Origin of the sequence: Phenylobacterium sp. RIFCSPHIGHO2_01_FULL_69_31 (assembly GCF_001824475.1) — a bacterium.
GTDB lineage: Bacteria > Pseudomonadota > Alphaproteobacteria > Caulobacterales > Caulobacteraceae > Phenylobacterium.
The window spans coordinates 22858-48390 of sequence record NZ_MHXN01000032.1; the positions used below are offsets into that span (position 1 = coordinate 22858).

Below are 25533 nucleotides of genomic sequence, written 5' to 3' on the forward strand. Positions count from 1 at the left end.
GGTCATGGAAGAACTGCACCGCATCCATAAGGACGTTCCATTCGGCTACTGGGTCGACGGCGTGGTTCCGCTGTACCGCTGGCTGGCGCGCAGGTGGGGCGGGCGCAGGACCGCGCGCTCGACGACCGCCTGCCAGCCGGCCGCGCGCTGATCCCCAGGTCTACGGAACGTTGGCGTCCAGCTCGTCCAGCCAGACGCGGGCATTGCCGTCGCTGGGGGCGCGCCAGTCGCCGCGGGGCGAGAGGGCCCCGCCCGAGATCACCTTCGGCCCGTTGGGCATGGCCGAGCGCTTGAACTGGCTGATCTCGAAGAAGCGGAACAGGAACACCCCGAGCCACCGCTTGATGGTCGCCAGATCGTAGGCGTTGCGCGCCTCCGTCGGGAAGTTTTCCGGCCAGTCGCCCCGCGCCACGTCGCGCCAGGCGTGCCAGGCCAGGAAGGCCACCTTGGACGGCCGCAGCCCGAAGCGGGTGATGTAGAACAGGTTGAAGTCCTGGAGTTCGTAGGGGCCGACCTTGGCCTGGGTGCTCTGGATCGCGCCGCTCGCGTCGGCAGGCACCAACTCGGGCGAGATCTCGGTGCCCAGGATCGACAGCAGCGTCGCCGACGGGCCCTCGTCAAACTGCTTCGTCTTCACGACCCAGCGGATCATGTGCTGGATCAGGGTCTTCGCGAGCGAACCGTTGACGTTGTAGTGGCTCATCTGGTCGCCAACGCCGTAGGTGCACCAGCCAAGGGCCAGTTCCGACAGGTCGCCGGTGCCCAGGACGAAGCCGTTCCGCTGATTGGCCAGGCGGAAGAGGTAGTCGGTGCGCAGCCCCGCCTGCACGTTCTCGAAGGTGATGTCGTAGACCGGTTCCCCGTTCGCAAAGGGATGGCCCATCTCCTCCAGCATCAGCCGGGCTGTCGGCCGGATGTCGATCTCCTCGCCGGTGACGCCCAGCCCCTTCATCAGCGCCCAGGCGTTCGACTTGGTCCCCTCGCTGGTGGCGAAGCCCGGCAGGGTGAAGCCCAGGATGTTCTCACGCGGCAGTCCGACCGCGTCGAAGGCCTTGGCCGCGACGATCAGGGCATGGGTGGAATCGAGGCCGCCCGAGACGCCGATGACGATGTGCTTAGACTTGGTGGCCTGGATGCGCTTGGCCAGGCCCTGGACCTGGATGTTGAAGGCCTCGTAGCAGTCTTTGTCCAGCCGCGCGGGATCGTCCGGAACGAACGGGAAGCGGTCCAGCGGCCGGATCAGGCCCACGTCGCCGAAGTGCGGCTGGTGGGCAAACCGGATGCGACGGAAGCGGGTCTCGGGATGGCCGGCGGCGACCGCGCCATCGTTGAAGGTCGGCGTGCGCATCCGCTCCAGCCGCAGCCGCTCCACATCGATGTCGGCCACGGCCATCTGCGAGGCGGCCGGGAAGCGGTCGGTCTGGGCCAGCCGGCGGCCCAGTTCATGGATCGAGGCCTGACCATCCCAGGCGAGATCGGTGGTGCTCTCGCCCGGCCCTGCGGCCGAATAGAGATAGGCGGCCTGGCAGCGCATGGACTGGCTGGCGCAGAGGATCTCGCGATCGTCGGCCTTGCCCACCACGATGTTCGACGCCGACAGGTTGCAGAGGATCAGGGCGCCCGCCATTGCCCCCGCGGTCGAGGGGGGCTGGGGCGCCCAGAAGTCCTCGCAGATCTCCAGGTGGAAGACGAAGTCCGCCAGGTCCTCGGCTTCGAAGATCAGATCCGTGCCGAAGGGGACGTTCTGGCCGGCCAGGCGGATCTCGAGCCCGGTGACGCCCGCGCCGGGCGCGAACCAGCGTTTCTCGTAATATTCCCGGTAGTTGGGGAGGAAACTTTTCGGCGTCACGCCAAGGATACGGCCGCGAGAGATGGCGACGGCGCAGTTGTAGAGCCGGCCGTTCGCCACCACCGGGGCGCCGACGATCAAGACCGGCTTCAGCGTCTTGCTCGCATCGCACAGCGCGGCAATTTCCGCCTCCACCCGCTTCAGGAGCGCGTCCTGCAGGAACAGGTCGTCGATCGCGTAGGCCGACAGCCCCAGTTCCGGGAACAGCATCAGGTCGCAGCTCTCGACGTCGCCCTGGCGCGCCATGCGCAGGGTCTCGGCCGCGTTGAAGCCGGGATCTCCCGGCAGCACCGCGGGCGTGCACACGGCGGCCCGGACGAAGCCGTGCGCGTGGATCGAGTGGAACGCCTGCGTCACCGACAGCTCCCGTCCGGACTAATGCTCACTTTGAGCATATATAGGATCGAAGGTCTGAGCAAAACCTCAACCGCCGGATTTGGCGTGGGCGGTCCGCTCCCCGTACTTCATCCCCTCCAGCTTCAGCCCGTCAGGGTCGAGGAAAAAGACGGCGTAGTAGTCCTCGTAGTACTCGCCCGCCGGGTCGACGATGGTGGCGCCCAGGCTCTTCACGAACGCCTCAAGCTCGTCGACTTCGGCGCGGCTCTGCAACGCGAACGCATAGTGGTGAAAGCCCACGTCGCCGGTGCGGTGGCGGTGACGACGCCCCTCCTCCGCCTGGCCGATCCAGAAACGGGTCGACCCGTTGGTCCAGCCCATGGAGTCCTCGAACGCGTCGAGCACCTCGAACTCAAGGAAGGCGAACAGCTTTTCGTAGAAGGCCTTCGAGGCGGCGAAATCGCTCACCCGGATGGCCAGATGGTCAATGCCCAGAACCTTCACCATCGCGCGTCTCCCGCCGGCTCGCGGGGGCATAACGCATGGATCTGCGGCCGGTGGCCGCTGGATCGCCACGGATGCGCTGCGCCGCCGTCAATCCGGCGACCGGCTACGGCGCCGCGTCAGCCGGCGATCAGTCGTCGCGGTGGACGCGTTCGCGGCGCTCGTGCCGCTCCTGGGCCTCGAGGCTCAGCGTCGCGATCGGCCGCGCGTCGAGGCGGGCCAGCCCGATGGGCTCTCCGGTCTCTTCGCAATAGCCGTACGAGTTGTCCTCGATCCGGCGCAGGGCCTCGTCGATCTTGGAGATGAGCTTACGCTGACGGTCCCGCGTACGAAGCTCAAGAGCGCGATCGGTCTCGGAGGACGCCCGGTCCGCAAGGTCCGGGTGATTCTCAGTTTCCTTTTGGAGATGGGACAGCGTCTCGCGAGATTCGCGGAGGATGTCTTCTTTCCACGCCAGAAGCTTCTGCTTGAAATACTCAAGCTGACGCTCGTTCATGAACTCCTCGTCCTCGGAAGGACGGTAGTCAGGACTCTCAGCCAAAACCGTGGCTGTTTTCATGAAAACCTCACGCCCCCTGGTACCCCTGAGACACGCGCCGGCTGTATAGCAAAACGACCGATGGTTTCAACGTCGCCGAAGCGCCGTGGACTCTTATCCACCGCCACGTGCCGCCTCCAGCTTCGCCAGCTCTACCGCCGCACGCGTCTCGATCTCGTCCAGAACCGCTTCCAGTTGCGGGTCCTCGGTCGCTGAGCGCTGCTCGCGGACGGCCCGGGCCAGGCTGTCGAGCTGGCTCTGGGACAGCTCGCCGCCCAGAAGCGCCACCTTGATGCCGTCAAGTTGATCAAGGAGACGGCCGGCGCGGCGGACGGAGCGTCGCTTGCGCTCGGTCGGGGATTCCACGTCCTGCAGGGCCAGGAGCGCCTCCACGCCCATGACGCTGGAGACCCCGGACGCGCCGGAGACCTGGGTCGGCGCCGCGGGCGTCGCGACGCCCGACAACTGGAAGCCCGCGCCGCCGCCTGCCCGCGCGGCAGGCTTGGCGCCCGACGCCTGCGACAGACCGCCTGTTCCGGTGACTTTCATGGGATGGACGCCAGTCCTCTACTCTCAGTGGGCACCATCGGCGCGCAAGCTTGAAGCATGGTTAACGGGAGGCGCTTTCTGCCTAGTCGAAACTGCCCACCCGCCGCGCGCCGTGCTGTTTTCATTGCGTTTTCCGGTTGGCACGGTTCTGGCGTTGGGGTTCGCGAACATTTGCGCCCGAAGGTCGACATGCGTCCGGTCCGACTCCTCTCCGTCATCGTCCTCGCCGCGGCGGCCTTCGCGGCCCAGCCGGCGCTCGCCAAGTCCCGGATCAAGGACATCGTCGAGTTCGAAGGCGTACGCGAGAACCAGCTCGTCGGCTATGGCATCGTCGTCGGGCTGAACGGGACGGGCGATGCGCTGCGCAACGCGCCCTTCACCAAGCAGAGCCTCGAGGCGATGCTGGAGCGCCTGGGCGTCAACGTCCGGGACGCCAACCTGAACACCAAGAACGTGGCCGCGGTGATGGTCACCGCCAAGCTGCCGCCGTTCGCCGCGCCGGGCGCGCAGATCGACGCCTCGGTCTCGGCCCTGGGCGACGCCAAGAGCCTGCTCGGCGGCACGCTGCTGGTCACGCCCCTGATGGGCGCCGACGGCCAGGCCTATGCCGTCGCGCAGGGTACGGTGCAGACCGGCTCGGTCAGCGCGGGCGGCGCCTCGGGCTCGACGGTGCTCAAGGGCGTTCCCACCGCCGGCCGCATCGCCGGTGGCGCCAGCGTCGAGCGGGAGATCGGCTTCCGGCTGGCCAACATGGGCCAGATGCGGATGACGCTCCGCAACCCCGACTTCACCACCGCCCGGCGCATCGCCGACGTGATCAACGTCGCCTATGCGGGTTCGGCGGTGGCCGAGAACCCGACCATCGTCTCGATCCGCCCGCCGGCGGGCCAGGACATGGTGAGCTTCATGGCCCAGGTGGAGAACCTGACCGTCGAGCCCGACAACGGCGCCAAGGTGGTGATCGACGAGGTCGCCGGGGTGATCGTCATGGGCGACGCCGTGCGGGTTTCCACGGTGGCGATCCAGCAGGGCAACCTGACCATCACGGTGCGCGAACAGCCGGCGGTCAGCCAGCCGGGGGCCTTTTCCCGGGGCGGCGAGACGACGGTGGTGCCGCAGTCGGACATCAGCGTGTCGGAAGAGACCGGCAGGCAATTCCTGACGGTGCGGTCCGGCGCCTCGCTGGCCAACCTGGTGGCGGGCTTGAACGCCCTGGGCGTCACGCCGCGCGACATGATCTCCATCCTGCAGACCATCAAGGCTGCGGGCGCGCTGCAGGCCGAAATCGAGGTGATGTAATGGCCGGTCCGATCTCGCCGCCGACGATCTCTCCCAACCTGCTGACGCCGACCGTCCAGGCCACGACCGCCGACCTCGCCAAGTCGAAGGCGCGGGACGCCGGCCAGAAGTTCGAGGCCCAGTTCCTGTCGACCATGTTCCAGCACATGTTCCAGGGCCTGGAGACGGACGGCCCCTTCGGCGGCGGCGCGGGCGAAGAGATGTTCCGCTCGATGATGACCGAGGCCATGGGCAAGCAGGTCGCCAAGTCCGGCGGCATCGGCCTGGCCGACACCGTCCAGCGTGAAATCCTGAAGTTGCAGGGGCTCCAGTAATGGCCATCGCCGCCACCGACGCCGCCGACCGCGTCGACCAGCTCATCATCCTGACCGAGCGCCTGACGGAGCTGATCGCCCAGCAGGCCCTGGCGTTCGAACAGCGCCGGCCGCAGGACGCCGCCGCGCTGCTGGAAGAGACCTCGCGTCTCGCCAACCTCTACCGGCACGAGAGCACCCGCGTCCGCGCGGACCGCCGCCTGGTCGACGCCGCGCCGCTGGAGGCCCGCACGCGCCTCATCCGCGCGACCGAGGCCTTCGACGCCGTGCTGGCGCGCCAGGGCCGCGCCATCGAGGCGGCGCGCACGGTCACCGAGGGGCTGGTCAGGTGCATCGCCGAGGAGGTCGCCAGCCAGCGCAGCCAGGCCAGCGTCTACGGCGCCGGCGGGGTCCAGGCGGGCGGCGCGTCGGCCACCGCGATCACGCTCAACAAGCGGGCCTAGTGGCCCAGGACGGCGGCCAGCTGAACGCGGTTCGTCGAGACGTCCGCCACCGTGTAGCGGTCCAGCACCGCCAGATAGGCCTGTAGCGCCTCATTCAGGCGCCGGGGCAACAGGCACGCCTGCGAGATCGGACAGGTGTTGGTCTCGGGGTTGAAGCACTCGACCATCTCGTCGAGGTCCTCCGTGCGGCGAACCACCTCACCCAGGCGGATCTGGGCCGGGTCCCGCGCCAGCCGGACACCGCCGCCCCGCCCACGCGCCGTGTCCACGTAGCCCAGGTCGCGCAGGCGCTGGATCACCTTCACCAGGTGGTTCTTCGAGATCCGGTACGATGCCGCGATGGCCGCCGCCGTGGTCGCCTCCTCCCGCATGCTCGCGAGATAGATCAGCGACCTCAGGGCGTAGTCGGTGTGCAGGCTGAGACGCATGGAGAACACTCAAGCATGGTTCGGTCTTGCGACCACGCCGAAAGCGGTATATCGGGCGCCACTTCTAAAAATGGCATCTTAGATACCACTTCTCCAGGGGACCTATGACCACGCTCTATGAACGCATCGGCGGAACCGCCGCCGTGAAGGCCGCTGTCGACATCTTCTACGGCAAGGTGCTGGCGGACGACCGCATCGCGCACTTCTTCGATGGCGTGGACATGCAGAAGCAGATCGGGAAGCAGCGCGCCTTCCTGGTCATGGCGTTCGGCGGGCCCAACACCTACACGGGCGAGGACATGCGCCGCGGCCACGCAAGCCTGGTGACCCGCGGGCTGAACGACGGCCACTTCGACGCCGTGGTCGAAAACCTCGCCGCCACCCTGCGCGAGCTTGGCGTCGGGGCGGCCGAGATCGCCGAAGTCGCCGCCATCGCCGAGTCGGTCCGCGACGACGTCCTGGGGCGCCAGCCGGTCGCCGCCTGATCGGTCAGTGCATGGCGCCGGCGACGATCTCCAGCTTGTTGCCGTCTGGATCCAGGATCACGCAGCCGTAGTAGCCGGGTGCAATGTCGGGATGCGGGCCGGCGGCGCGGATCGCCGTCGCGCCATGCGCGATGGCCTGGCGATAGGCTTCGTCGACCGCCACGCGGCTGTCGGCGGTGAACGCCAGGTGGGCGCCAAGGCCCGCCACCTGCTCGCCGCTCACCGGATAGAGATAGAACAGACCCGCCTGCCCGCCCGGGCCATACGCCAGTTCCTTGGCGCTGGCGGACGCGACCGCGGCGCCCAGCGGCGCGAAGAAGGCGTCGTAGAACGCGCGCGCGGCCGCGAGATCGCGCACGCCGAGGGACAGATGGTCGAACATGGGAAGCCTCCTCCAGACTGAGGCTTAGCTGTGGATGCGCTCGGGTCGCGGCAAGCCCCGCAGTTCATTTCAAACACTTGTTTCGCGCGGCGGAAGGCGCCTATGCTGGTCGGGCCGTCGGATGTGCCGGCGGTCTACGTTCTCAGGGCGGGGTGAAACTCCCCACCGGCGGTAATGCCCCTTCGGGGGACGAGCCCGCGGGCGCTTTCCGGCTTCGGCCGGAAGGGACGAGCAGACCCGGTGCGATCCCGGGGCCGACGGTCATAGTCCGGTTATGAGAACGGTCGTGTCGCGAGGGGCGGACTCCGCCTCCGCGTGCGCGGCCTGCCCCCTGAGTCGTGGTCCTTTGAACCCGGTCAGGGAGAAGACCATGACCCAAGCTGCCTCCAAGCCCACGCTGGAGTTTCCCACCGCCAACGGCGCCTTCCGCGCCGGCCGCATCGCCTTCGTCCACGCGCTCTGGCACGCGGACATCGTGCGCCAGGCCTACACCGGCTTCGTCGAGGAGTTCGAACGCCTGGGCTTCCCGCCCGAGACGGTCGAGCGCTTCGAGACGCCCGGGGCGTTCGAGATCCCGCTGCACGCCCAGACGCTGGCCCGCACCGGCCGCTACGCCGCTATCGTCGGCGCGGCGTTCGTGGTGGACGGCGGCATCTATCGGCACGACTTCGTGGCCACCACCGTGGTCCAGGCGCTGATGCGCGTGCAGCTCGACACCGAGACGCCGGTGTTTTCGGTGGTGCTGACGCCGCACCACTACCAGGAGACCGAGGTCCACAACGCCTTCTTCCACGACCACTTCCGGCTCAAGGGCGCCGAGGCCGCGCGGGCCTGCCAGGGCACGCTCGAGAGCCTGGCTCGACTGGCGGCCGCGTGATGGAGGCCCCGCTCAACATCCCGGCCGGCTTCGAACGGCATGACCGCAGCGCGCCCGCCACCCGTCCGTGGGAGCCGATCTGGCGGCGCTACTCGGGCGACACCGTGGTCCTGGCCCTGCGGGTGCGCGACGACCATTGCAACAGCCGCGGCTTCGTCCACGGGGGCCTCATCTCGTCGATCTCCGATGCGGCGATGGGGCTCTCGTGCGTGCGCAGGCTGGGGGACCTGGCCAGCCTGGTGACGGTGAACCTCACCGTCGACTTCCTGGGCTCGGCGCTCGTGGGCCAGTGGCTGGAGTTCGATACGGTGTTCGTGAACCCGGGGCGCACGCTGTGCTTCACCCAGGCGTTCGTGACCGCCGACGGCCAGCCCTGCGCCAGGGCCAACGCCGTGTTCCGCGTGGTGCGGAAGCAGGTGGCGGCATGACGGCCTTTGTCGTGGCCCGTGTGGCCATCCATGACCGCGAAGCCTACGGCCGCTACTCCGCAGGGTTCATGCCGGTGCTCAGGCAGTACGGCGGGCGGCTGCTGGTCTCGAACGAGCAGCCCGAGGTCATGGAAGGCGACTGGGACGGCCGCAAGCTGGTCGTCCTGGCGTTCGACGACGCCAGCGCGGCCCGCACCTGGGCAGCCTCGCCCGAGTACCGGAAGATCGCCGAAGACCGCATCGCGGGCTCGGACGCGATTGTCGTGCTCAGCGAGGGGATCGGCTAGCCCAGCTCGATCTCCCGCTGCACCCCCACGGCCGCGAGAAAATCGCGGTCGTGGCTGACCAGCAGCAAGGCGCCGTCGTAGCTGGCAAGCGCGGCTTCGACGGCGCCGATAGAGTCCAGGTCCAGGTGGTTAGTGGGCTCGTCCAGGATCAGGAGCTGGGGCGGCCGATCGCCCAGCAACACGCAGGCCAGCGCGGCCCGCAGGCGCTCGCCGCCGCTCAAAGACGCCACCGGCTTGTCGGCGGCGGTGTTGCGGAACAGGAACCGGGCCAGCGCGGCGCGGGCGGCATTGTCGCTGGACGCCGGGTTCAGCCTTCGGAAGGCGGCGACCAGGCTGGCGGCGTCGCCGAGGAGCGCGGCTTGCTGGTCGAGGAACGCCGCCTCGACGCCGCGGACGATCGTCCCGGCCGTGGGCTCCAGCTCGCCCGCCGCGAGCCGGATCAGCGTGGTCTTACCCGACCCGTTGGAGCCTGAGACCGCCACGCGTTCGGGACCGACGATCCGCAACGACCGGTCCGTCAGCAAAGGTGGGCGCCCCGGATAGCCGAACCCGACGCCGTCCAGGGCCAGGACCGTCTTGCCCGAGGCGAGGCCCGAGGGCGGGAGCTCGAAGGCGAGCCTGCGGACCCGTTCCACCCTGGCGTCCGCGGCGGCACGCGCCTCGGCGGCTTCGGACTTCAGGCGATCGGCCACGTGGCGCTCGCGGGCGCCGCTGGCCTCGGCGCGCTGCTGCCGGGCGTCGAGGAGGATCTTGGGCGCATCCCCCTTGGCCCGGGCCCGCTTGCCAACCGAGTCCTTGCGCTGCTTTCGCTCCGCCGTGAGTTGCACCTCCCGCGCCACGCGGGCGGCCGCCTTCTGGGCGTCGGCGAGGTCCCGGGCAGCGGCGGCCTCCGCCTCGGCCTTGCGCGCGGCATAGAGGTCATAGCCGCCGCCGTAAACGTGCGCGCCCAGGGTCGTGAGTTCGACGATCCGGTCCATCCGGCGCAGCAGAGCCCGATCGTGGCTGACCACGATCGCCCCGCCCCGCCAGCGGCCCAGGACCTCCGCGACGAGGGTGCGGGCTTCGGCATCGAGATTATTGGTCGGCTCGTCCAGGATCAGCAGGTCCGGCTCGGCGGCAATGAGGCCGGCGAGCATGGCCCGGGTCACCTGGCCGCCGCTCAGCGAGGCCGCAGGCCGGTCAAGGTCCAGGCCGTCCAGACGCACCTCGGCCAGGGCCGTGTCCAGGCGGGCCTCCAGCGTCCAGTCGGCGTCGGCGAGGTCGTCCTCGCTCCCCTGCCCGGCTTCGATGCGGCGGAGGCGGGCCAAGCCCTCGCTCACGCCCATCAGGTCGCCGACGCTGGCCCCCGGCGGCGGCTCCAGGGCCTGCCGCAGCAGGCCGATCCGGCCACGCACGGCCACGGCCCCTGCTGAAGGCGCAAGCTCGCCCAGCATGATCCGCAGCAGGGTCGACTTGCCCACGCCGTTGCGGCCCACGAGGCCGGTGCGTTCGGCCCCGAAGGCGAGGGTCAAGTTGTCGAAAAGCGGACGGCCGTCAGGCGTGGCGCCGCTGAGGGCGTCCAGAGTGACGAAGGGCGAAGACATGGGCGATCTCGGCGGCGTGGACACAACGGGCGGTCGGGTTGTCCAGCGTCAGCCGCATCGGCCTGCTCCTTCTTGGCGGAGCGCGTTATTTAGGCGGGCCTTGTCGATGGCGCAATCCGGACCTCCCATCCGATCCGCGGGTTGGCGCCGGGCGGAGGGGCGGCCATGTCCCGCGCATGAGGATCGACGACATCGACTGGAGCGCGGCGGAACGGGATCTCAACGCCCACGGCTGCGCCCTGCTGCCCGGCCTGCTGACCCCCGCCGAGTGCGACGCGATGGCCGCCCGGTACGAGGGCGACGGCTTCCGGTCCACCGTGACCATGGCCCGGCACGGATTCGGCAAGGGGGAATACCGATACTTCGCCTATCCCCTGCCTGAGCACGTGGCCGAGCTCCGGGCCCGCCTCTACCCGCCGCTGGCGCAGATCGCCAACCGGTGGAACGCCGCCCTGGGCGAGCGGGCGCGGTATCCGGCCACCCATGACGACTACCTCGCGCGCTGCCATGCCGCAGGACAGCTGCGGCCCACCCCGCTCCTCCTCCGCTACGGTCCGGGCGACTACAACTGCCTGCACCAAGACCTCTACGGCGAGCACGTCTTCCCGCTGCAGGCGGCGGTACTGCTGTCCGAGCCGGGCCGGGATTTCGAGGGCGGCGAGTTCGCCCTGACCGAACAGCGGCCGCGGATGCAGTCGCGCGTCGAGGTCGTGCCCCTGCGCCAAGGCGACGCCGTGGTCTTTCCGGTGCACCACCGGCCCGTCGCCGGCGCCCGCGGCGTCTATCGCGTGAACCTGCGGCACGGGGTGAGCCGCCTGCGAGCCGGCCGGCGCCACACGCTGGGCGTCATCTTCCACGACGCCGCCTGACGCCTTCTCGCTAGCGGCTTTCGGACATGTGTTGGCGTCGCCACATTGGCCCAAGTGGGCGGCGGTCCGATGTTCCAGGCGAACAAGGAGACCCCTAGAGATCTCGTTCGTCGTCAGCGCCCTGCCCGTCGCGCAATTCCAGCCGCTCTTCGCGCTCTCGAGCGCCGAACTGGCGCAGCGTGGGATCCTTCGGCAGACCGTCGAGGGACCCGGAGCGCCCTGTCGCGTGACGCTGGTCGACGCCGAGATCGGCGAGAGCGTCCTGCTGCTCAACTACGAACACCAGCCCGCCGACACGCCCTTCCGCTCGCGCCACGCGATCTTCGTGCGCGAGGCTGCCACGGACACCACGTTTGCGCCGGGCGAGATCCCCGCGGCGTTTCGCGCCCGCAAGTTCCTCTCGCTTCGGGCGTTCGACGCGGCGGGCATGATGGTCGACGCCGACCTCGTGCCTACGGCCGAACTGGCGGTGGCGGCGCCGCGCCTGCTGGCCGACCCTAAGGCAGCTTACCTGCACGCCCACTACGCGGGCGCCGGCTGCTATGCCGCGCGCATCGACCGGGCCTGACGTTTAGGTGATCGTAACAAGCTGAAACCAAAGTGATCTGAGAGGGTTCTGCCGGGCGGTTACACGCTGGAGCACATGAATTGGACCGCCCGCTGACGCTGCTGATGGTCGTCGCCGCAGTCGCCGCCACCCCGGCCTCCGCCCTCGCCCAGGCCTGGCCCGCCACGGTGGTGGCCTCCGCCCCTCAGATGCGCAGCCAGCCGCGCGTTCCGGCGCTCAACCTGGATCGTGAAGCGACCTCGTTGCGGTCGACCCCGTTCGTCGTGTCACGAGCGGCGCGCAAGCCGCTGAAGCTGAACGCCACCATCGATCCGGCCGATGCCCCCGAGGTCGACGTGCAGGCAAAGGATGCTTGGACCGACGACGAGGGTTTCCGCGTCGGACCCACGAAGCTAGCGTTCAAGCGCAGGTTCTGACCGCCTGCGCGGCCGCGCTTCGCCCATGATCCGTTTTCTGGTCCCCGCCCTCTGCGCGCTCGCGACCTCGGCCGCGGCGCAGGAGATGACCTGCGTGCCCACGCGCGACGACGAAGAACGGCTTTCCCGGCTCGATATGGCGTGGAAGGGGGCCCGCGACGACGCGATCAAGGGTGGCGCGGCCGAAGAGCTGCGCCGCCTGGGTCCGATCGCCGATCCGAGGGTGAACCTGAACCGGCCGCAACCGACGCCGGGCCGGTACCAGTGCCGCACCATCAAGCTGGGCGCGGGCAGCGAAGGCATGCTGCCGTACATCGCCTATGGCTGGTTCAGATGTCAGGTGACGCTGACGCCTGGCGGCGACCTGATCCTGCGCAAGACCACCGGCTCCCAGCGGCAGAGCGGGCTGATATGCCCCGACGGCCGGCGAAAGGCGCGTTTCGTGGGCGTGCTGTCGCTCGGCGACGAGGTCCGAACGCCCCGCTATGGCGCCGATCCGGATCGCGACCTGATCGGCGAGGTGCGCCGGATCGGCGAGGATCGCTGGCGGATCGCCTTCCCGTGGCCCGCCTACGAATCCAAGCTCGACATCCTGGAACTGCGCCGCACCCGCTGAAGGCTCCAGCCTGAGGCGTCCTCGCCCTGCTGACACCGTCCTGTCAGCAGCCACGCTGCGCGGGATGACGCAGGCCCTTTGTTCCCCGTCCGTTCCCATGTTATCCCTGAGTTCCGTCACCTACATTAGGCGGCCTCGCGGAAGGACCCTTCCGCGGGCTCTCCGTGTTTCCGGGACAGTATGGCCGACCAGCACAATCTCATCCGCGTGCGCGGTGCGCGCGAGCACAACCTCAAGGACGTCAGCGTCGATATCCCGCGCGGCGAACTGGTGGTGATCACCGGCCTTTCCGGCTCGGGGAAAAGCTCGCTCGCCTTCGATACGATCTATGCCGAAGGCCAGCGCCGCTACGTCGAGAGCCTGTCGGCCTATGCGCGCCAGTTCCTGGAGCTGATGAGCAAGCCGGACGTGGACCTGATCGAGGGCCTGTCGCCGGCCATCTCGATCGAACAGAAGACCACCAGCCGCAATCCTCGCTCCACCGTGGGCACGGTGACCGAGATCCACGACTACATGCGCCTGCTGTGGGCGCGGGTGGGCGTGCCCTATTCGCCCGCCACCGGCCTGCCGATCGAAAGCCAGACCATCTCGATGATGGTCGACAAGCTGAACGCACTGCCCGACGGCACGCGTCTCAACCTGCTGGCCCCGGTGGTGCGCGGCCGCAAGGGCGAATACCGCAAGGAGTTCGCCGAGTGGCAGAAGGCCGGCTTCCAGCGGGTGAAGGTCAACGGCGAGCTGATGCTGATCGAGGACGCTCCCGCCCTCGACAAGAAGTTCAAGCACGACATCGACATCGTCGTGGACCGGATCGTCACCAAGCCCGGCCAGGACGCCCGCTACGCCGACAGCCTGGAGACCGCGCTGAAGCTGGCCGACGGCATCGCCGTGGCCGAACGGGCCGACAAGGACCCGACCGAGAACGAGCCGAAGCGGCTGCTGTTCTCCGAGAAGTTCGCCTGCCCGGTTTCCGGATTCACGATCAGCGAGGTCGAGCCACGGCTCTTCTCGTTCAACAATCCGTACGGCGCCTGCCCGGTGTGCGACGGCCTGGGCGCGAAGCTGGCCTTCGACGCCGACATGGTGGTGCCGGACAAAGACAAGAGCCTGCACAAGGGCGCCATCTCGCCCTGGGCCAAGGGGCCCTCGCCGCTCTACACCCAGACCCTGCAGGCGCTCTCGCGCCACTACGGCTTCTCCATGGACGAGCCGTGGTGGAAGCTGCCCGAGCCGGCGAAGAACGTGGTCCTCTACGGCTCCGGCGCCGAGAAGATCCGCTTCGTCTATGACGACAACGCCCGCAAGTACGAGGTCAACAAGACCTTCGAAGGCGTGCTGCCGAACCTGGAGCGCCGCTGGCGCGAAACCGACAGCGCCTGGGTGCGCGAGGAGCTGGGCCGCTACCAGTCCGAGACGCCGTGCCTGGCCTGTGAGGGCTATCGCCTGAAGCCCGAGGCCCTGGCCGTGAAGATCGCCGGCCAGCACATCGGCGAAGTCTCCCGCCTGTCGATCCGCCACGCGCAGGAATGGTTCGAGAGCCTGGATGGGCAACTCACCGACAAGCAGATGGAGATCGCCCGGCGGATCCTGAAGGAGATCAACGACCGCCTGCGGTTCCTGGTCAACGTGGGCCTCGACTACCTGAACATGTCCCGCTCGTCCGGCACCCTGTCGGGCGGCGAGAGCCAGCGCATTCGCCTCGCCAGCCAGATCGGCTCGGGTCTGACCGGCGTGCTCTACGTCCTGGACGAGCCCAGCATCGGCCTGCACCAGCGCGACAACACCCGGCTACTGACCTCGCTCAAGGGCCTGCGCGACCTCGGCAACTCGGTGCTGGTGGTGGAGCACGACGAGGAGGCGATCCTCACCGCCGACCATGTGATCGATATGGGGCCCGCCGCGGGCGTCCACGGCGGCGAGATCATCGCCGAGGGCAAGCCGGCCGACATCATGGCCAACCCGAACAGCATCACCGGCCAGTACCTGGTCGGGACGCGCGAGATCGCCGTGCCCGACGACCGCCGGCCGATCTCGAAGAAGAAGGTGATCCGCGTCGTCGGCGCCACCGGCAACAACCTGAAGAACGTGACCGCCGAAATCCCGGTGGGCACGTTCACCTGCATCACGGGCGTCAGTGGCGGGGGCAAGTCGACCTTCACCATCGAGACGCTCTACAAGGCTGCGGCGCGGCGACTGCACAACGCCTCGGACGCGCCCGCTCCCCATGAGCGGATCGAGGGGCTGGAGAACTTCGACAAGGTCATCGACATCGACCAGTCGCCCATCGGCCGCACGCCGCGGTCGAACCCGGCCACCTACACCGGCGCGTTCCAGCCGATCCGGGACTGGTTCGCCGGCCTGCCGGAGGCCAAGGCGCGCGGCTATGGGCCGGGCCGCTTCAGCTTCAACGTCAAGGGCGGCCGCTGCGAGGCTTGCCAAGGCGACGGCCTGATCAAGATCGAGATGCACTTCCTGCCGGACGTCTATGTGACCTGCGACGTCTGCCACGGCCGCCGCTACAACCGCGAGACGCTGGAGATCCTGTTCAAGGGCAAGAGCATCGCCGACACCCTGGACATGACCGTCGAGGAGGCGGCCGAGTTCTTCAAGGCGGTGCCGCCGATCCGGGACAAGATGGAGACGTTGAAGCGCGTCGGCCTTGGCTATGTGAAGGTAGGCCAGCAGGCGACGACCCTGTCCGGCGGCGAGGCCCAGCGGGTGAAGCTCTCGAAGGAGCTGTCACGCCGGGCCACGGGCAAGACGCTCTACATCCTGGACGAGCCAACCACCGGCCTGCACTTCGAGGACGTGAAGAAGCTGCTCGAGGTGCTGCACGAGCTGGCCGACCAGGGCAACACCGTGGTGGTCATCGAGCACAACCTCGACGTCGTGAAGACGGCCGACTGGCTGGTCGACTTCGGGCCCGAGGGCGGCGACGGCGGCGGCGAGATCGTCGCCCAGGGCACCCCCGAACAGGTCTCGGCCGAGCCCCGCAGCTGGACCGGCCGCTACCTCGGCGAACTCCTGGAACGCCACCGCCAGCGCAAGGGCGAGCGGAAGAAGCGACTAGTCAGGGCCTAGACGCCTACACCGTGACGCGCAGGGCGATGTTCACCCCATCGCCCGCGCCAGAACCTCCATGGGCATCGGGCCGGCACGAAGCACCGCCTCGTGCCAATCGCGGACATCGAAGGCGGGGCCCAGGCGGCGGCGGGCCGTCTCTCGGGTGCGCATCAGCTCCAGACGCCCGACCATGAAAGCGCAGGCCTGGCCAGGATAGACGCAGTAGCGGTCGATCTCGCGCTGGGCGGAGGCGGGCTGCTCGCCGGCGTTCTCGACCATCCAGCGGGTCGCCTCGGCGCGGGACCAGCGCTTGTGGTGGATCCCGGTGTCCACGACGATCCGCGCGGCCCGAAACAGCGCCGACTGGACCGCCCCGATATGGCCGAAGGGATCGGCGTCATAAGCCCCGATCTCCACGGCGACCTGCTCGGCGTAGAGGGCCCAGCCCTCCACATAGGCCGAGAACTGGGCGAAGCGCTTGTTGAGGGGCATGCCCGGCCCGGCGGCGCGGACGAAGACGCCGTTCTGGAGATGGTGGCCGGGGTCGCCCTCGTGATGGATCAGGGTCTTGAGCCGCCAGGTGGGCCATTCCTCGGTGGTCTTGAGGTTGATCGAGATGACGCCAGGCCGCGAGCCGTCGGCGGGCGGGCCTTCATAGTAGGCGCCCGGCGCCCCCGCTTCGATCGCCATAGGGATGCGCTCTACGGTGATGTCGCGGTCCGGCAGCGTTCGGAAGCCGCGCGGCAGCAGATCGTGGAGCCGCGCCAGATGGTCCCGCGAGAACTGGAGGATCTCCGCGCGACCCGCGTCGGTGTTCGGCTTGAGCTGCCGTGGATCGTGGTCCAGCGCCTTGATCCGTTCGGCGACCGTGCCCGTGGCAAACCCCTGGGCCCGCAACATGCCGTCGAGCTGCCCGCGCAACGCCTCGAAGGTCGCGAGACCCAGTCGGTGCATCTCCTCCGGCGGCGTCGCGACGGTGGTGTTGGAGCGCAGCGCCAGCGCGTACCAGGCCGCGCCATCCGGCAGCCGCCATACCCCCGCCTCCGAAGAGGCCGTGGCGCGGTGCGCGCGCAGGGCGGCGATCTGACGGTTCAGCGCCGGCATCACGCGCCCATCGAGAATCTCCCGCGCCGCCACGTCGACACCGGAGACGCCCGCCTTGGCGGCCCGCGCGGTCGGGCCGTCGGTCAACGCGGCCGAGGCGGTCGAGCGCAGGTCCACAAGCTGGGCCACGGTCCTGTCGATGATGAAGTCCGGCGGCGTGACACCTGCGGCCGCGTCCTTCCGGATGCCTTCGCTTTCGCCATCCAGGACCCGGGCGAAATCGGCGAGGCGCGACAGGTAGAGGTCGGCGTCCTCGCGGGTCGCGATGGGTTCCCGCGCGAAGTCCTGAGGCTGCCAGTAGTAGGCGCCGGCCATCTGGTTCACGAGGTAGGGCCCGGGCCGCAGGGCGTGGTCCTGGAAGCCGTAGCGGGCGCCTACCTCATCCAGCATCTCGTAAGCGAAGGCGGCGCAATCGTGATCCACCTGCCGGGCCGGGCTCAGGGCGCCCCGGTCGATGCGCTTCAATTCGGCCCTCCAGCGGCGGGCGGCGGCGACCTCGGCCGCCTTCCCGGCCGGCGAGCGGTCGTTCAGCCGCCCGCGAGCGGCCTTCGCGCGGGAATCGGTGAGAAGCGATGCCGCCGCCTCCGGCGCCAACGCCAGATACTCGTCCATGTGGCGCGAGAGCAGCGCCACGAGAGCCGCATCGCCGTGGGCCGCGAGCGCTCGCTCCGCGCCTACCGCCGCCGCACTGGCTCCAAGCAGGAAATCGCGGCGACTGGGCATGGGTTACTCCTTGGGCACTAGGCGCGAACAGTTGTTCGAAATAGCCTAGCCGCCAACAACATCAGGGTGGAACAAGCAGATGATCCTCTATGGCGCGCCGATGCCGGCGCCGAATCCGCGGCGCGTGCGCATCTTCCTGGCCGAGAAGGGGATCGAGCTGCCCGAGACGCCGGTCAGCCTGATGAAGCGGGAGCACAAGAGCCCCGAGTTCCGGGCGAAGAATTCCATGGGCCAGATCCCGACGCTGGAGCTGGACGACGGGACCTGCATCTCCGAGACCGTCTCGATCTGCCGCTACTTCGAGGCGACCAACCCCGAGCCGCCGCTGTTCGGGACCACGCCGGTGGAGCAGGCGCTGATCGACATGTGGATCCGCCGGATCGAGTTCACGGTGATGAGCCCGGTCGGCAACTACTGGCGCCACGCCCACAAGTTCACGGCGGCGCTGCTGACCCAGTACAAGGACTTCGGCGAGTCCAACGCCGAGACCTACAAAGGCGCTCAGAAGTGGCTGGACCGGGAACTGGGGGGCAAGGCCTTCGTGGCCGGCGACACCTACTCCATGGCCGACATCTGCCTGTTGTCCACGGTGGACTTCGCCACCTGGATCGGGCTGCCGCTCGAGGATGAATTCTCGAACCTGAAGGCCTGGCATGCGCGCGTGAGCACCCGTCCCAGCGCCGGGGCCTAGCTCAGGCGAAGTCTTCCGCGGGCGGGGTGTCTTCCAGCACCAGCTCGCGGTAGGCCACCGCGAACGGGGCGTAGATCATCACGATCTGCAGCACCTGCAGCAGCAGCTGCATCACCAGGGTGATCATGGCGGCGATGGCCGTGAGCGGTGTCAGGCGGCCGATGTCCTGCATCGCCGACTCGCCGCCCGACAGCTCAACCACGGCGAAGCTGATGATGCTGAAGAGGATCCAGACGATCACGTAGAAGATCACCGCCAGCACGATCATGCCGAACAGCGGCCAGAAGTGGCCCTTGGTCCGCGCCCAGGCCAGCTTCAGCGAAACGCGGCCGGTCTCGAACACGGTGGGCAGCAGCAGCGAGAGCCGCACGCCGATCCAGATCCCGAACACCAGCACCAGCGCGACCGCCAGCACCGCGCCCACCGAGCCGAACTGCGACGCGCCGGCGGTGAACACCAGGCCCACCACCACGGACAGGGCATAGAGGCCGATGCAGATCAGGTTGGCGGCCGTCAGCTTCAGTTCGGTGCGGCCGACCTTCAGGTGGGCGAACCCATGCTCCTGAGGCCGCAGGACCAGGCGCATCACACCCGCGGCGATGATCGACATCAGGAGCGCCGTCATCAGCAAGACCAACAGGAACGCCGGCCAGGACGCGGCCAGGAGGTTCGCCACCTCCTCCAGGTCGTTCGAGCTGAGCTGGCCCTTGCGCGCCAGGGTAATGAACTGGGGGCCCAGGGTGGCCATCATGACCATGGCGATCAGCAGGATGCCGCCGAAATAGACCGCGCTCCACGCGAGCATCACGCCCGGGTGTTCCTTGGTCAGGCGGAAGCCTTCCATGGCCGCGTCGCTGGGAGAAAACCTGGTCATTCGTCCTGTCTGGCCCGCGCCCGACTCGGCGGGCGCCTTTCGGCCGAACCTTGCCGTCGGGTCTGTTAAGCGTGCAAGGCCCCGCTCGCGATCCTTGCCGTTCGTTGCTAGTACGCCACGCATGACAATGACCCCAATCCACGTCGTCGGCGGCGGCCTGGCCGGCTCGGAGGCCGCCTGGCAGATCGCGCAGGCGGGTGTGCCCGTGGTGCTGCACGAGATGCGCCCCGTGCGCGGCACCGATGCGCACCAGACCGACAAGCTGGCCGAACTGGTGTGCTCCAACTCCTTCCGCGCCGACGACTGGACCGGCAATGCCGTTGGCCTGCTCCACGCCGAGATGCGGGCGCTGGGCTCGATCATCATGAGCGCCGGCGCTGCGCACCAGGTGCCGGCCGGCGGCGCCCTGGCCGTAGACCGCGAGGGCTTCTCCGAGGCCGTTACGGCGCGCCTGGAGGCCCATCCGCTGGTGACCATCGCCCGGGAGGAGGTCGCCGGCCTGCCGCCCGCGGAGTGGGACAGCGTGATCCTGGCCACGGGGCCCCTCACCTCGCCCGCCCTGTCCCAGGCGATCCTGGACCTGACGGGCGAAGGCCAGCTGTCGTTCTTCGACGCCATCGCGCCGATCGTGAACTTCGAGTCCATCGACATGGGCGTGGCGTGGCGCCAGTCGCGCTACGACAAGGAAGGACCCGGGGGCGATGCGGCGGCCTACATCAACTGCCCGATGGACAAGGACCAGTACGAGGCGTTCATCGACGCCCTGCTGGCCGGCCCCAAGTCAGAATTCAAGGACTGGGAGCACGTCCCCTATTTCGACGGCTGCCTGCCCATCGAGGTGATGGCCGAGCGCGGCCGCGAAACGCTGCGCCACGGTCCGATGAAGCCGGTGGGTCTGACCAACGCCCACAAGCCGGAGGAAAAGGCGTATGCGGTGGTGCAACTGCGCCAGGACAACGCGCTCGGGACGCTTTGGAACATGGTCGGCTTCCAGACCAAGCTGAAGCATGGCGCGCAGACCGAGATCTTCCGGATGATCCCGGGTCTGGAGAAGGCCGTGTTCGCGCGGCTGGGCGGCCTGCACCGCAACACCTTCATCAACTCGCCGCGCCTGCTGGATCGGAACCTGCGCCTGAAGGCCCAGCCGCGCCTGCGGTTCGCGGGCCAGGTGACGGGCGTGGAGGGCTATGTGGAAAGCGCGGCGGTCGGACTGCTGGCGGGCCGTTTCGCCGCCGCCGAGCGCCTAGGGCGGCCGATCGAGGCGCCGCCCGCCACCACGGCGCTGGGCGGGCTGGTCGGCCATATCACCGGAGGCCACCTGGAAAGCGGCAAGGGCAGCTTCCAGCCGATGAACATCAACTACGGCCTGCTCCCGCCGATGGAAGCCCCGAAGCGCGACGCCGAGGGCCGCCGGCTGGGAGCCAAGGAGAAGACCCGGCTGAAGAAGCGGGCGATGGGCGAGCGCGCGCTGGCCGACCTCAAGGCCTGGGTCGAGGGGGCCCCGGCGCTGGAAGCCGCCGAATAGGCGTCAGATCCGTCCGCGGGCCACCGCGAAGACCACCCGCAGCCGGTCGGACAACGGAGCGCGGCGGCGTCCCGCCAGCGCCGCGTGGGCCACGGCCGGGAACGCCGGCGCCGCGAGCGCACGGACGGCCTTGCGGGCGCCCTCCATCGTCTTTCGGGAGATTGCAGCCAAAGCCGGCGCCTCGGCGGCCCGGCGCGCCAGGGCCCATGCCGCACCGCCGGCTCGCGCGGGTCCAGAATCCTCGCCCGGCGCCAGGATCATCGCGGCGAGTTCCGCCGCCCGCCCGCCGGTGTCTCGCGCCCAGGCCAACGCTTCCTTCGGCTCCATTGGCGTGGCGTCCAGTTCGCGGTAGCGCGCGTCGATCATCGCCTCCAGCGGCTCGCGGGGCAGATGGCGGCGGGCGATGGCCGCGGCCAGCGCCTGGGCGGTCGGGTGATGCCGCACCGGCCGGCCCTCGTAGACCTCGTCCAGCATCTCGCGCCACCAGGTCAGGCGGATCTCGCCCAGGATCGGGTTGGAGGCCACCCTGGGGGCCCGCGCCAGCTCGTGGTCGTAGGCGTAGATGGCGAGGACGTCGGCGCGCAGGGGAGCAGCGGCCACGAACCGGCTGGAGAGCCAGCGGTCGGGGTCTACCCGGCGGATCAGGTCGTCGAGATCGTCGCTCATGGCTCTCACAACGAAAAAGGCCCGCCGCGAGGGCGGGCCTTCTCGAAAGCTTGCTCGCAGTCTAGCCGAAGACGGTCTGCGACATGGTCATCGAGGCCAGCATCGGGATCGAGAGCAGCAGGTTCGTGCGCGAGCCCAGCATGGCCATCCGTGCGGCCTTGGCCTTGGTGTCGGCGTCGGCTTCCACGATGCCCAGCGCGCGCTTCTGGTTCGGCCAGATGATGCCCCAAACGTTCAGCATCATGATGATGCCCAGCCACATGCCCAGGCCCAGCAGCGTGTACTGCCGGTCGAGCGTCGGGTCGTAGCCGCCGGCGAGGCCCAGCGAGAGGGTTTCGGCCGAGTAGCCGCGCACGCCGGCGATGGCGAGGCCCATCACGACGGTGGCCACCGCGGCCCAGCGGAACCAGAACAGCGCCTCGGGGGCGATGTACTTGGAGACCGCCGGCTTCAGCTCGGCCGGGATGTCGGGCATTTTCCGGATCTGGACGAAGTTGAAATAGTACAGCAGCCCGATCCAGAGGATGCCGAAGAACACATGCAGCCAGCGGAACACGCCCTGCCAGAAGGCGGGCCCCGTCCCTTGCGGCCCGGCGGCGTAGGCGCCGACCAGGATCAACGCCAGGATCGTGCTGACGATGATGGTATTTCGGAAATTGGCGAGTAGTCCGGCCATGTAACTAACCCTCTTAAGTCCCTGCCCTGCCGCACCTATAGGGCGTTTCGTTTCAGGCTGGAAGCGAGGGGGACCGCCGAGGTCAGACGGCGATCAGGGCGGCCGCCACGCGGCGTCCTTCGGCCGTCAGCAAATTGTAGAGTTTCGCCGCCGCCGGCGTGTCCATGAACTCCAGGCCGATGCCGGCCGCCCGCAAGCCCTCGCGAATCTCGCGCGGCGGCATGGCGTTTCGCGCGCCGACGCCGAGGAGGACGAACTCCACCTCCGCGGCGCCAGCGTCCAGCACCGGCCGCAGCGCCTCAAGCGACAGTTGATCCAGGCTCGCCACGCCCCAGCTCCGCGCCTCATCCGACAGGATCAGGACCGAGCCGTCGTGCCGCTCGCCGGCGAGGCGGAAGCCGCCGTCGCCATAGGCGTCGATGCTGGGGGCGTTGCGCGCCACGGCCGGCCTCAGGGGCGCGGCACAGCGGGCTTCAGCGCCTCGGCCGGCTCGTCGTCGCGACGCACGCCCCACAGGAGGATCACGGGCGCCGCCACGTAGATCGACGAGTAGGTGCCGATGACGATACCGAACATCAGGACGATCGACATGCCGAACAACGTCGGACCGCCGAAGATCGCCAGGCCGCCCAGCGCGAGCAGCGCGGTCAAGCCGGTGATCACCGTCCGCGACAGCGTCTCGTTGATGGAGAGGTCGATCACCTCGCGAAGCGGCATGCGCTTGTACTTGCGCAGGTTCTCGCGAAGGCGGTCGAACACCACGACGGTGTCGTTCATGGAGTAGCCGATGACGGTCAGGATCGCCGCGACGGTCGTGAGGCTGAACTCGAGCCCGCCGAAGGCCAGCACGCCGAACGTCAGGAACACGTCGTGGAACAGGGCGACCACGGCCCCGATCCCGAACTGCAGCTCGAAGCGGAACCAGATGTAGACCAGCATCAGGCCGATCGAGAGCAAGAGGGCCAGCAGGCCGCTCTGGAACAGCTCTCCAGAGACCTTGGGACCCACCACGTCCGTTCGCTTGAAGGTGACTTCCCCCAGCGCGGTGGTGAGCGCCGCTTTGACCCGGTCCACCGTCTGGGCCGGGCTGGCGTTGTCAGGGGTCTGGAAGCGAACCACGGCTTCATTGGGCGCGCCGAAGGTCTGCACCTGGACATCGCCCAGATCCATCCGCTCGAGCGTCGCGCGGGCCACCGGGAGGTCGACGGGTTTTGCGCCCGTCGTGAGTTCCAGGATCGTCCCGCCCTTGAAGTCGATGCCGCAGTTCAGGCCGCCGCAGGGCGGCTCGAGCGGGATCATCGCCTTCGCCAGTGAGGCGATCACGGCGATGATGGAGATCACGGCGGCCAGGCGCGCGAACCGGACGAACTCGAAGTTCGTCTTCACGGGAAGTATCTTGATCAGGGGCCACATGGCGCGGGCCTCCCTTAAGCGATCGGCAGGGTCTTCGGTCGGGTGGCGCGGAACCACCAGGCCAGAAGCACCTGGGTTATGAGGACGGCGGAGAACACCGAGGTGATCACGCCGATCGAAAGGGTCCAGGCGAAGCCCTTCACCGGACCGGCCCCGAACTGGAACATCATAAGGGCCGCCAGGAGGGTCGTCAGGTTGGCGTCGATGATGGTGCTCATGGCTCGCGAGAAGCCGGCGTCCATGGCGGTCACCACGTTGCGGCCGGCCCGGACCTCGTCGCGCATGCGTTCGTAGATCAGCACGTTCGCGTCGACGGCCACGGCCAGGGTCAGGATCAGACCCGCGATGCCCGGCAGGGTGAGGGTGGCCTGGGTCACGCTCATGGCGGCGATGATCAGCAGGCCGTTCACCAGCAGGGCCACCACCGAAATCCCGCCGAACAGGAAGCCGTAGGCCAGCAGCATGAACGCCAGGATCGCAACGAAGCCGACAATGGTGGAGATCTTGCCGGCCTCGATGGCGTCGGCGCCGAGCTCGGCGCCCACGGTGCGCTGCTCCTCGACATTGAGCCGCGTGGGCAGTGCGCCCGCGCGAAGCAGGATCGCGAGGTTGTTGGCGCTCTCGGCGGTGAAGTTGCCGCTGATCTGGCCGGATCCACCCGTGATCGGCTCGTTGATGTTGGGTGCGGAGATCACCTTGTCGTCGAGGACGATGGCGAATCGCTTGCCCACGTTCTGGGACGTGGCGTCGGCAAAACGCCGGGCGCCCTGGCCGTTGAAGCGGAAGTTGACCACCGGTCGCCCGGTCTGCGGATCGAAGCCCGCCTGGGCGTCGGTCAGCATCTCACCGGTCACCAGGGCGCGGCGCTTGACCACGTAAGCCGGCTGGATGTCGTCGCCGGGCAGCAGGACGGTTCCGGGCGGCACCCGGCCCTGCTGGGCCTGGACGATGTCCGCGGTCTCGTCGACCATCTGGAAGGTCAGCTTGGCCGTCTGGCCCAGGATCGCCTTCAGCTTCTCCGGATCGCTTTCGCCCGGAGCAGCCACGACGATGCGGTTCGTGCCCTGGCGCGTGATGCTGGGCTCGCGCGTGCCCAGTTCGTCGATCCGGCGGCGGATGATCTCCTGGGACTGTTCGACCGCGCGCACGGCCTCGGCTTCGAAGGCCTCCGGTACGAACTCCAACCGCAGCCGCTGGTCCGCCTCGGTCGAGACGCGAACGTCGCGGCCACCAACGACGCCCTGCAGCACCGTGCCGATGTTCTCACGCAGCAATTTGGTCGCCGCGCCGACCTGTGCGGCGTCCGTGATCCGGACCATCACGGCGCCGTTCACCACCGCAAGGTTGGTGAACTGGATCTGCTCCTCGCGAAGCTGGGTCCGGACATCCTCGAGCATGTTGGTGAGGCGTTCGGAACGCAGCGCGTTCGTGTCGACTTCGAGCAACAGGTACGACCCGCCCTGCAGGTCGAGCCCGAGGTTGAGGGTCTTCTTCGGCATGAAGGCCGGCAGTCCGTCCCGGACATCCTGGGGCAGCGCGTTGGGCAACGCGAAGAGCGCCCCGAGCACCACGGACAGGACGACCAGCAGGACCTTCCAGCGCGAAAGGGTCAGCATCGGAAGGCGTCTACTTTCTTAGGCCTTGGAGTCGTTGGCCGGCGCAGGCTCGCCGCGGGCCCGGACGTCGGAGATCATGCCCTTGACCACCTTCACGGTGACGCCGGTGGCGATCTCGACGCCGACTTCCTTGTCTTCGACGCGCACGATCTTGCCGATCATGCCCGAGGACAGCACCACCGTATCGCCACGCTTCAGGGCGCCGAGCATGGCCTGATGCTGCTTCATCCGCCGCTGCTGCGGCCGGATCATCAGGAAATAGAACAGCACGACCAGGGCGATGAGCGGCAGGAACTGCAGCAGCATCGCTTCAGGGCCGCCTCCAGCGGCGCCGCCGGCGGCTTGGGCGTAGGCAGGGGTGGCGAACATAGCCTCTCCGAAAAATGCGCAGGCGAGCGCCCTCCCATATGG

At 68.7% G+C, this 25533-nt stretch carries 30 protein-coding genes and 1 riboswitch; of the genes, 15 read left to right on the forward strand and 15 right to left on the reverse strand.

What is annotated here, in order from left to right:
* Window positions 1–4: 4 nt before the first annotated feature.
* A complete protein-coding gene (locus tag A2790_RS16745; RefSeq protein WP_293393832.1) occupies window positions 5–151 on the forward strand; it encodes a hypothetical protein in 147 nt (48 codons plus the stop codon).
* Between the two features lie 9 nt (window positions 152–160).
* Here A2790_RS16745 and A2790_RS16750 read toward each other — a convergent pair whose 3' ends face one another.
* The 4 genes from A2790_RS16750 to A2790_RS16765 all read right to left on the reverse strand — a co-directional run bounded on the left by A2790_RS16750 (window position 161) and on the right by A2790_RS16765 (window position 3776).
* Window positions 161–2206, reverse strand: coding sequence for an NAD(+) synthase (locus tag A2790_RS16750; RefSeq protein ID WP_293393834.1), 2046 nt, complete (start codon window positions 2204–2206; stop codon window positions 161–163).
* Window positions 2207–2272: 66 nt separating this feature from the next.
* Entirely contained in the window at window positions 2273–2692 is a 420-nt protein-coding gene (locus A2790_RS16755; protein ID WP_293393836.1) for a VOC family protein, read from the reverse strand.
* A gap of 127 nt (window positions 2693–2819) precedes the next feature.
* Window positions 2820–3248, reverse strand: coding sequence for an RNA polymerase-binding protein DksA (dksA, locus tag A2790_RS16760; protein WP_068874152.1), 429 nt, complete (start codon window positions 3246–3248; stop codon window positions 2820–2822).
* A gap of 93 nt (window positions 3249–3341) precedes the next feature.
* Window positions 3342–3776 (reverse strand): flagellar assembly protein FliX, encoded by a 435-nt coding sequence (locus A2790_RS16765; RefSeq protein ID WP_293393839.1) that lies wholly within the window; start codon window positions 3774–3776, stop codon window positions 3342–3344.
* 189 nt (window positions 3777–3965) lie between these two features.
* Here A2790_RS16765 and A2790_RS16770 point away from each other — a divergent pair, with 189 nt between their 5' ends.
* From A2790_RS16770 to A2790_RS16780, 3 genes are read left to right on the forward strand one after another with little or no spacing between them, the layout of a single operon-like run.
* Window positions 3966–5075, forward strand: a complete 1110-nt coding sequence (locus tag A2790_RS16770; RefSeq protein WP_293393841.1) for a flagellar basal body P-ring protein FlgI — start codon at window positions 3966–3968, stop codon at window positions 5073–5075.
* Window positions 5075–5389, forward strand: a complete 315-nt coding sequence (locus A2790_RS16775) for a rod-binding protein (protein ID WP_293393843.1) — start codon at window positions 5075–5077, stop codon at window positions 5387–5389. The genes A2790_RS16770 and A2790_RS16775 overlap by 1 nt, the downstream gene beginning before the upstream one ends.
* Window positions 5389–5832: a flagellar basal body protein gene (locus A2790_RS16780; protein WP_293393845.1), complete on the forward strand. Its 444-nt coding sequence runs from the start codon at window positions 5389–5391 to the stop codon at window positions 5830–5832. Before A2790_RS16775 ends, A2790_RS16780 begins: the two co-directional genes overlap by 1 nt.
* Here the strand turns inward: A2790_RS16780 and A2790_RS16785 are convergent.
* The gene (locus A2790_RS16785) at window positions 5829–6260 is read right to left on the reverse strand and encodes an Rrf2 family transcriptional regulator (protein ID WP_293393847.1); all 432 of its coding nucleotides are present in this window, start codon (window positions 6258–6260) and stop codon (window positions 5829–5831) included. The genes A2790_RS16780 and A2790_RS16785 overlap by 4 nt on opposite strands.
* Before the next feature lie 104 nt (window positions 6261–6364).
* On the opposite strand from A2790_RS16785, the gene A2790_RS16790 reads away from it, so the two are divergent.
* The gene (locus tag A2790_RS16790; RefSeq protein ID WP_293393849.1) at window positions 6365–6745 is read left to right on the forward strand and encodes a group 1 truncated hemoglobin; all 381 of its coding nucleotides are present in this window, start codon (window positions 6365–6367) and stop codon (window positions 6743–6745) included.
* Between the two features lie 4 nt (window positions 6746–6749).
* Here A2790_RS16790 and A2790_RS16795 read toward each other — a convergent pair whose 3' ends face one another.
* Window positions 6750–7127 (reverse strand): VOC family protein, encoded by a 378-nt coding sequence (locus A2790_RS16795; protein WP_293393851.1) that lies wholly within the window; start codon window positions 7125–7127, stop codon window positions 6750–6752.
* 134 nt (window positions 7128–7261) lie between these two features.
* Window positions 7262–7413: riboswitch (FMN riboswitch) on the forward strand.
* Between the two features lie 84 nt (window positions 7414–7497).
* Here A2790_RS16795 and A2790_RS16800 point away from each other — a divergent pair.
* From A2790_RS16800 to A2790_RS16810, 3 genes are read left to right on the forward strand one after another with little or no spacing between them, the layout of a single operon-like run.
* Window positions 7498–8004 (forward strand): 6,7-dimethyl-8-ribityllumazine synthase, encoded by a 507-nt coding sequence (locus A2790_RS16800; RefSeq protein ID WP_293393853.1) that lies wholly within the window; start codon window positions 7498–7500, stop codon window positions 8002–8004.
* Window positions 8004–8432, forward strand: coding sequence for a PaaI family thioesterase (locus tag A2790_RS16805; protein ID WP_293393855.1), 429 nt, complete (start codon window positions 8004–8006; stop codon window positions 8430–8432). The genes A2790_RS16800 and A2790_RS16805 overlap by 1 nt, the downstream gene beginning before the upstream one ends.
* Window positions 8429–8719 (forward strand): DUF1330 domain-containing protein, encoded by a 291-nt coding sequence (locus tag A2790_RS16810; protein ID WP_293393857.1) that lies wholly within the window; start codon window positions 8429–8431, stop codon window positions 8717–8719. The genes A2790_RS16805 and A2790_RS16810 overlap by 4 nt, the downstream gene beginning before the upstream one ends.
* Here A2790_RS16810 and A2790_RS16815 read toward each other — a convergent pair.
* On the reverse strand, window positions 8716–10302 hold the full coding sequence (locus A2790_RS16815; RefSeq protein ID WP_293393859.1) for an ABC-F family ATP-binding cassette domain-containing protein: 1587 nt from the start codon (window positions 10300–10302) through the stop codon (window positions 8716–8718). The two genes, A2790_RS16810 and A2790_RS16815, sit on opposite strands and share 4 nt — an antisense overlap.
* A gap of 176 nt (window positions 10303–10478) precedes the next feature.
* Between A2790_RS16815 and A2790_RS16820 the strand changes: the two genes are divergently transcribed.
* The 5 genes from A2790_RS16820 to uvrA all read left to right on the forward strand — a co-directional run bounded on the left by A2790_RS16820 (window position 10479) and on the right by uvrA (window position 15852).
* On the forward strand, window positions 10479–11171 hold the full coding sequence (locus tag A2790_RS16820) for a 2OG-Fe(II) oxygenase (protein WP_293393861.1): 693 nt from the start codon (window positions 10479–10481) through the stop codon (window positions 11169–11171).
* 28 nt (window positions 11172–11199) lie between these two features.
* Window positions 11200–11739, forward strand: a complete 540-nt coding sequence (locus A2790_RS16825) for a DUF1203 domain-containing protein (protein WP_293393863.1) — start codon at window positions 11200–11202, stop codon at window positions 11737–11739.
* A gap of 80 nt (window positions 11740–11819) precedes the next feature.
* A complete protein-coding gene (locus tag A2790_RS16830; RefSeq protein ID WP_293393865.1) occupies window positions 11820–12155 on the forward strand; it encodes a hypothetical protein in 336 nt (111 codons plus the stop codon).
* A gap of 25 nt (window positions 12156–12180) precedes the next feature.
* Window positions 12181–12771, forward strand: a complete 591-nt coding sequence (locus tag A2790_RS16835) for a DUF4893 domain-containing protein (RefSeq protein ID WP_293393867.1) — start codon at window positions 12181–12183, stop codon at window positions 12769–12771.
* A gap of 180 nt (window positions 12772–12951) precedes the next feature.
* Complete coding sequence (gene uvrA, locus A2790_RS16840; RefSeq protein ID WP_293393869.1) at window positions 12952–15852, forward strand: excinuclease ABC subunit UvrA; 2901 nt, start codon at window positions 12952–12954, stop codon at window positions 15850–15852.
* A gap of 30 nt (window positions 15853–15882) precedes the next feature.
* Here uvrA and A2790_RS16845 read toward each other — a convergent pair whose 3' ends face one another.
* The gene (locus A2790_RS16845) at window positions 15883–17661 is read right to left on the reverse strand and encodes a DUF885 family protein (protein ID WP_293393871.1); all 1779 of its coding nucleotides are present in this window, start codon (window positions 17659–17661) and stop codon (window positions 15883–15885) included.
* Between the two features lie 79 nt (window positions 17662–17740).
* Here A2790_RS16845 and A2790_RS16850 point away from each other — a divergent pair, with 79 nt between their 5' ends.
* Window positions 17741–18352 carry a glutathione S-transferase family protein gene (locus tag A2790_RS16850; protein ID WP_293393873.1) on the forward strand — a complete coding sequence of 204 codons (612 nt, stop codon included), beginning with the start codon at window positions 17741–17743 and terminating at the stop codon, window positions 18350–18352.
* Between the two features lies 1 nt (window position 18353).
* Here A2790_RS16850 and A2790_RS16855 read toward each other — a convergent pair whose 3' ends face one another.
* Window positions 18354–19226, reverse strand: coding sequence for a hypothetical protein (locus A2790_RS16855; protein WP_293393875.1), 873 nt, complete (start codon window positions 19224–19226; stop codon window positions 18354–18356).
* 121 nt (window positions 19227–19347) lie between these two features.
* Here A2790_RS16855 and trmFO point away from each other — a divergent pair, with 121 nt between their 5' ends.
* Window positions 19348–20751: a methylenetetrahydrofolate--tRNA-(uracil(54)-C(5))-methyltransferase (FADH(2)-oxidizing) TrmFO gene (gene trmFO / locus A2790_RS16860; protein WP_293393877.1), complete on the forward strand. Its 1404-nt coding sequence runs from the start codon at window positions 19348–19350 to the stop codon at window positions 20749–20751.
* A gap of 3 nt (window positions 20752–20754) precedes the next feature.
* On the opposite strand, the gene A2790_RS16865 is transcribed toward trmFO, so the two are convergent.
* The 6 genes from A2790_RS16865 to yajC form a co-directional block, all read right to left on the reverse strand.
* Window positions 20755–21417 carry a squalene/phytoene synthase family protein gene (locus A2790_RS16865; RefSeq protein ID WP_293393879.1) on the reverse strand — a complete coding sequence of 221 codons (663 nt, stop codon included), beginning with the start codon at window positions 21415–21417 and terminating at the stop codon, window positions 20755–20757.
* A 61-nt stretch (window positions 21418–21478) separates the two neighbouring features.
* Window positions 21479–22093 carry a hypothetical protein gene (locus tag A2790_RS16870; RefSeq protein ID WP_293393881.1) on the reverse strand — a complete coding sequence of 205 codons (615 nt, stop codon included), beginning with the start codon at window positions 22091–22093 and terminating at the stop codon, window positions 21479–21481.
* Window positions 22094–22175: 82 nt separating this feature from the next.
* Window positions 22176–22535, reverse strand: a complete 360-nt coding sequence (locus A2790_RS16875) for an Mth938-like domain-containing protein (RefSeq protein ID WP_293393883.1) — start codon at window positions 22533–22535, stop codon at window positions 22176–22178.
* Window positions 22536–22543: 8 nt separating this feature from the next.
* Window positions 22544–23506, reverse strand: coding sequence for a protein translocase subunit SecF (gene secF, locus A2790_RS16880; protein WP_293393885.1), 963 nt, complete (start codon window positions 23504–23506; stop codon window positions 22544–22546).
* A 14-nt stretch (window positions 23507–23520) separates the two neighbouring features.
* Entirely contained in the window at window positions 23521–25122 is a 1602-nt protein-coding gene (gene secD / locus A2790_RS16885) for a protein translocase subunit SecD (protein ID WP_293393887.1), read from the reverse strand.
* Window positions 25123–25140: 18 nt separating this feature from the next.
* Window positions 25141–25491, reverse strand: coding sequence for a preprotein translocase subunit YajC (gene yajC / locus A2790_RS16890; RefSeq protein WP_293393889.1), 351 nt, complete (start codon window positions 25489–25491; stop codon window positions 25141–25143).
* Between the last annotated feature and the right edge of the window lie 42 nt (window positions 25492–25533).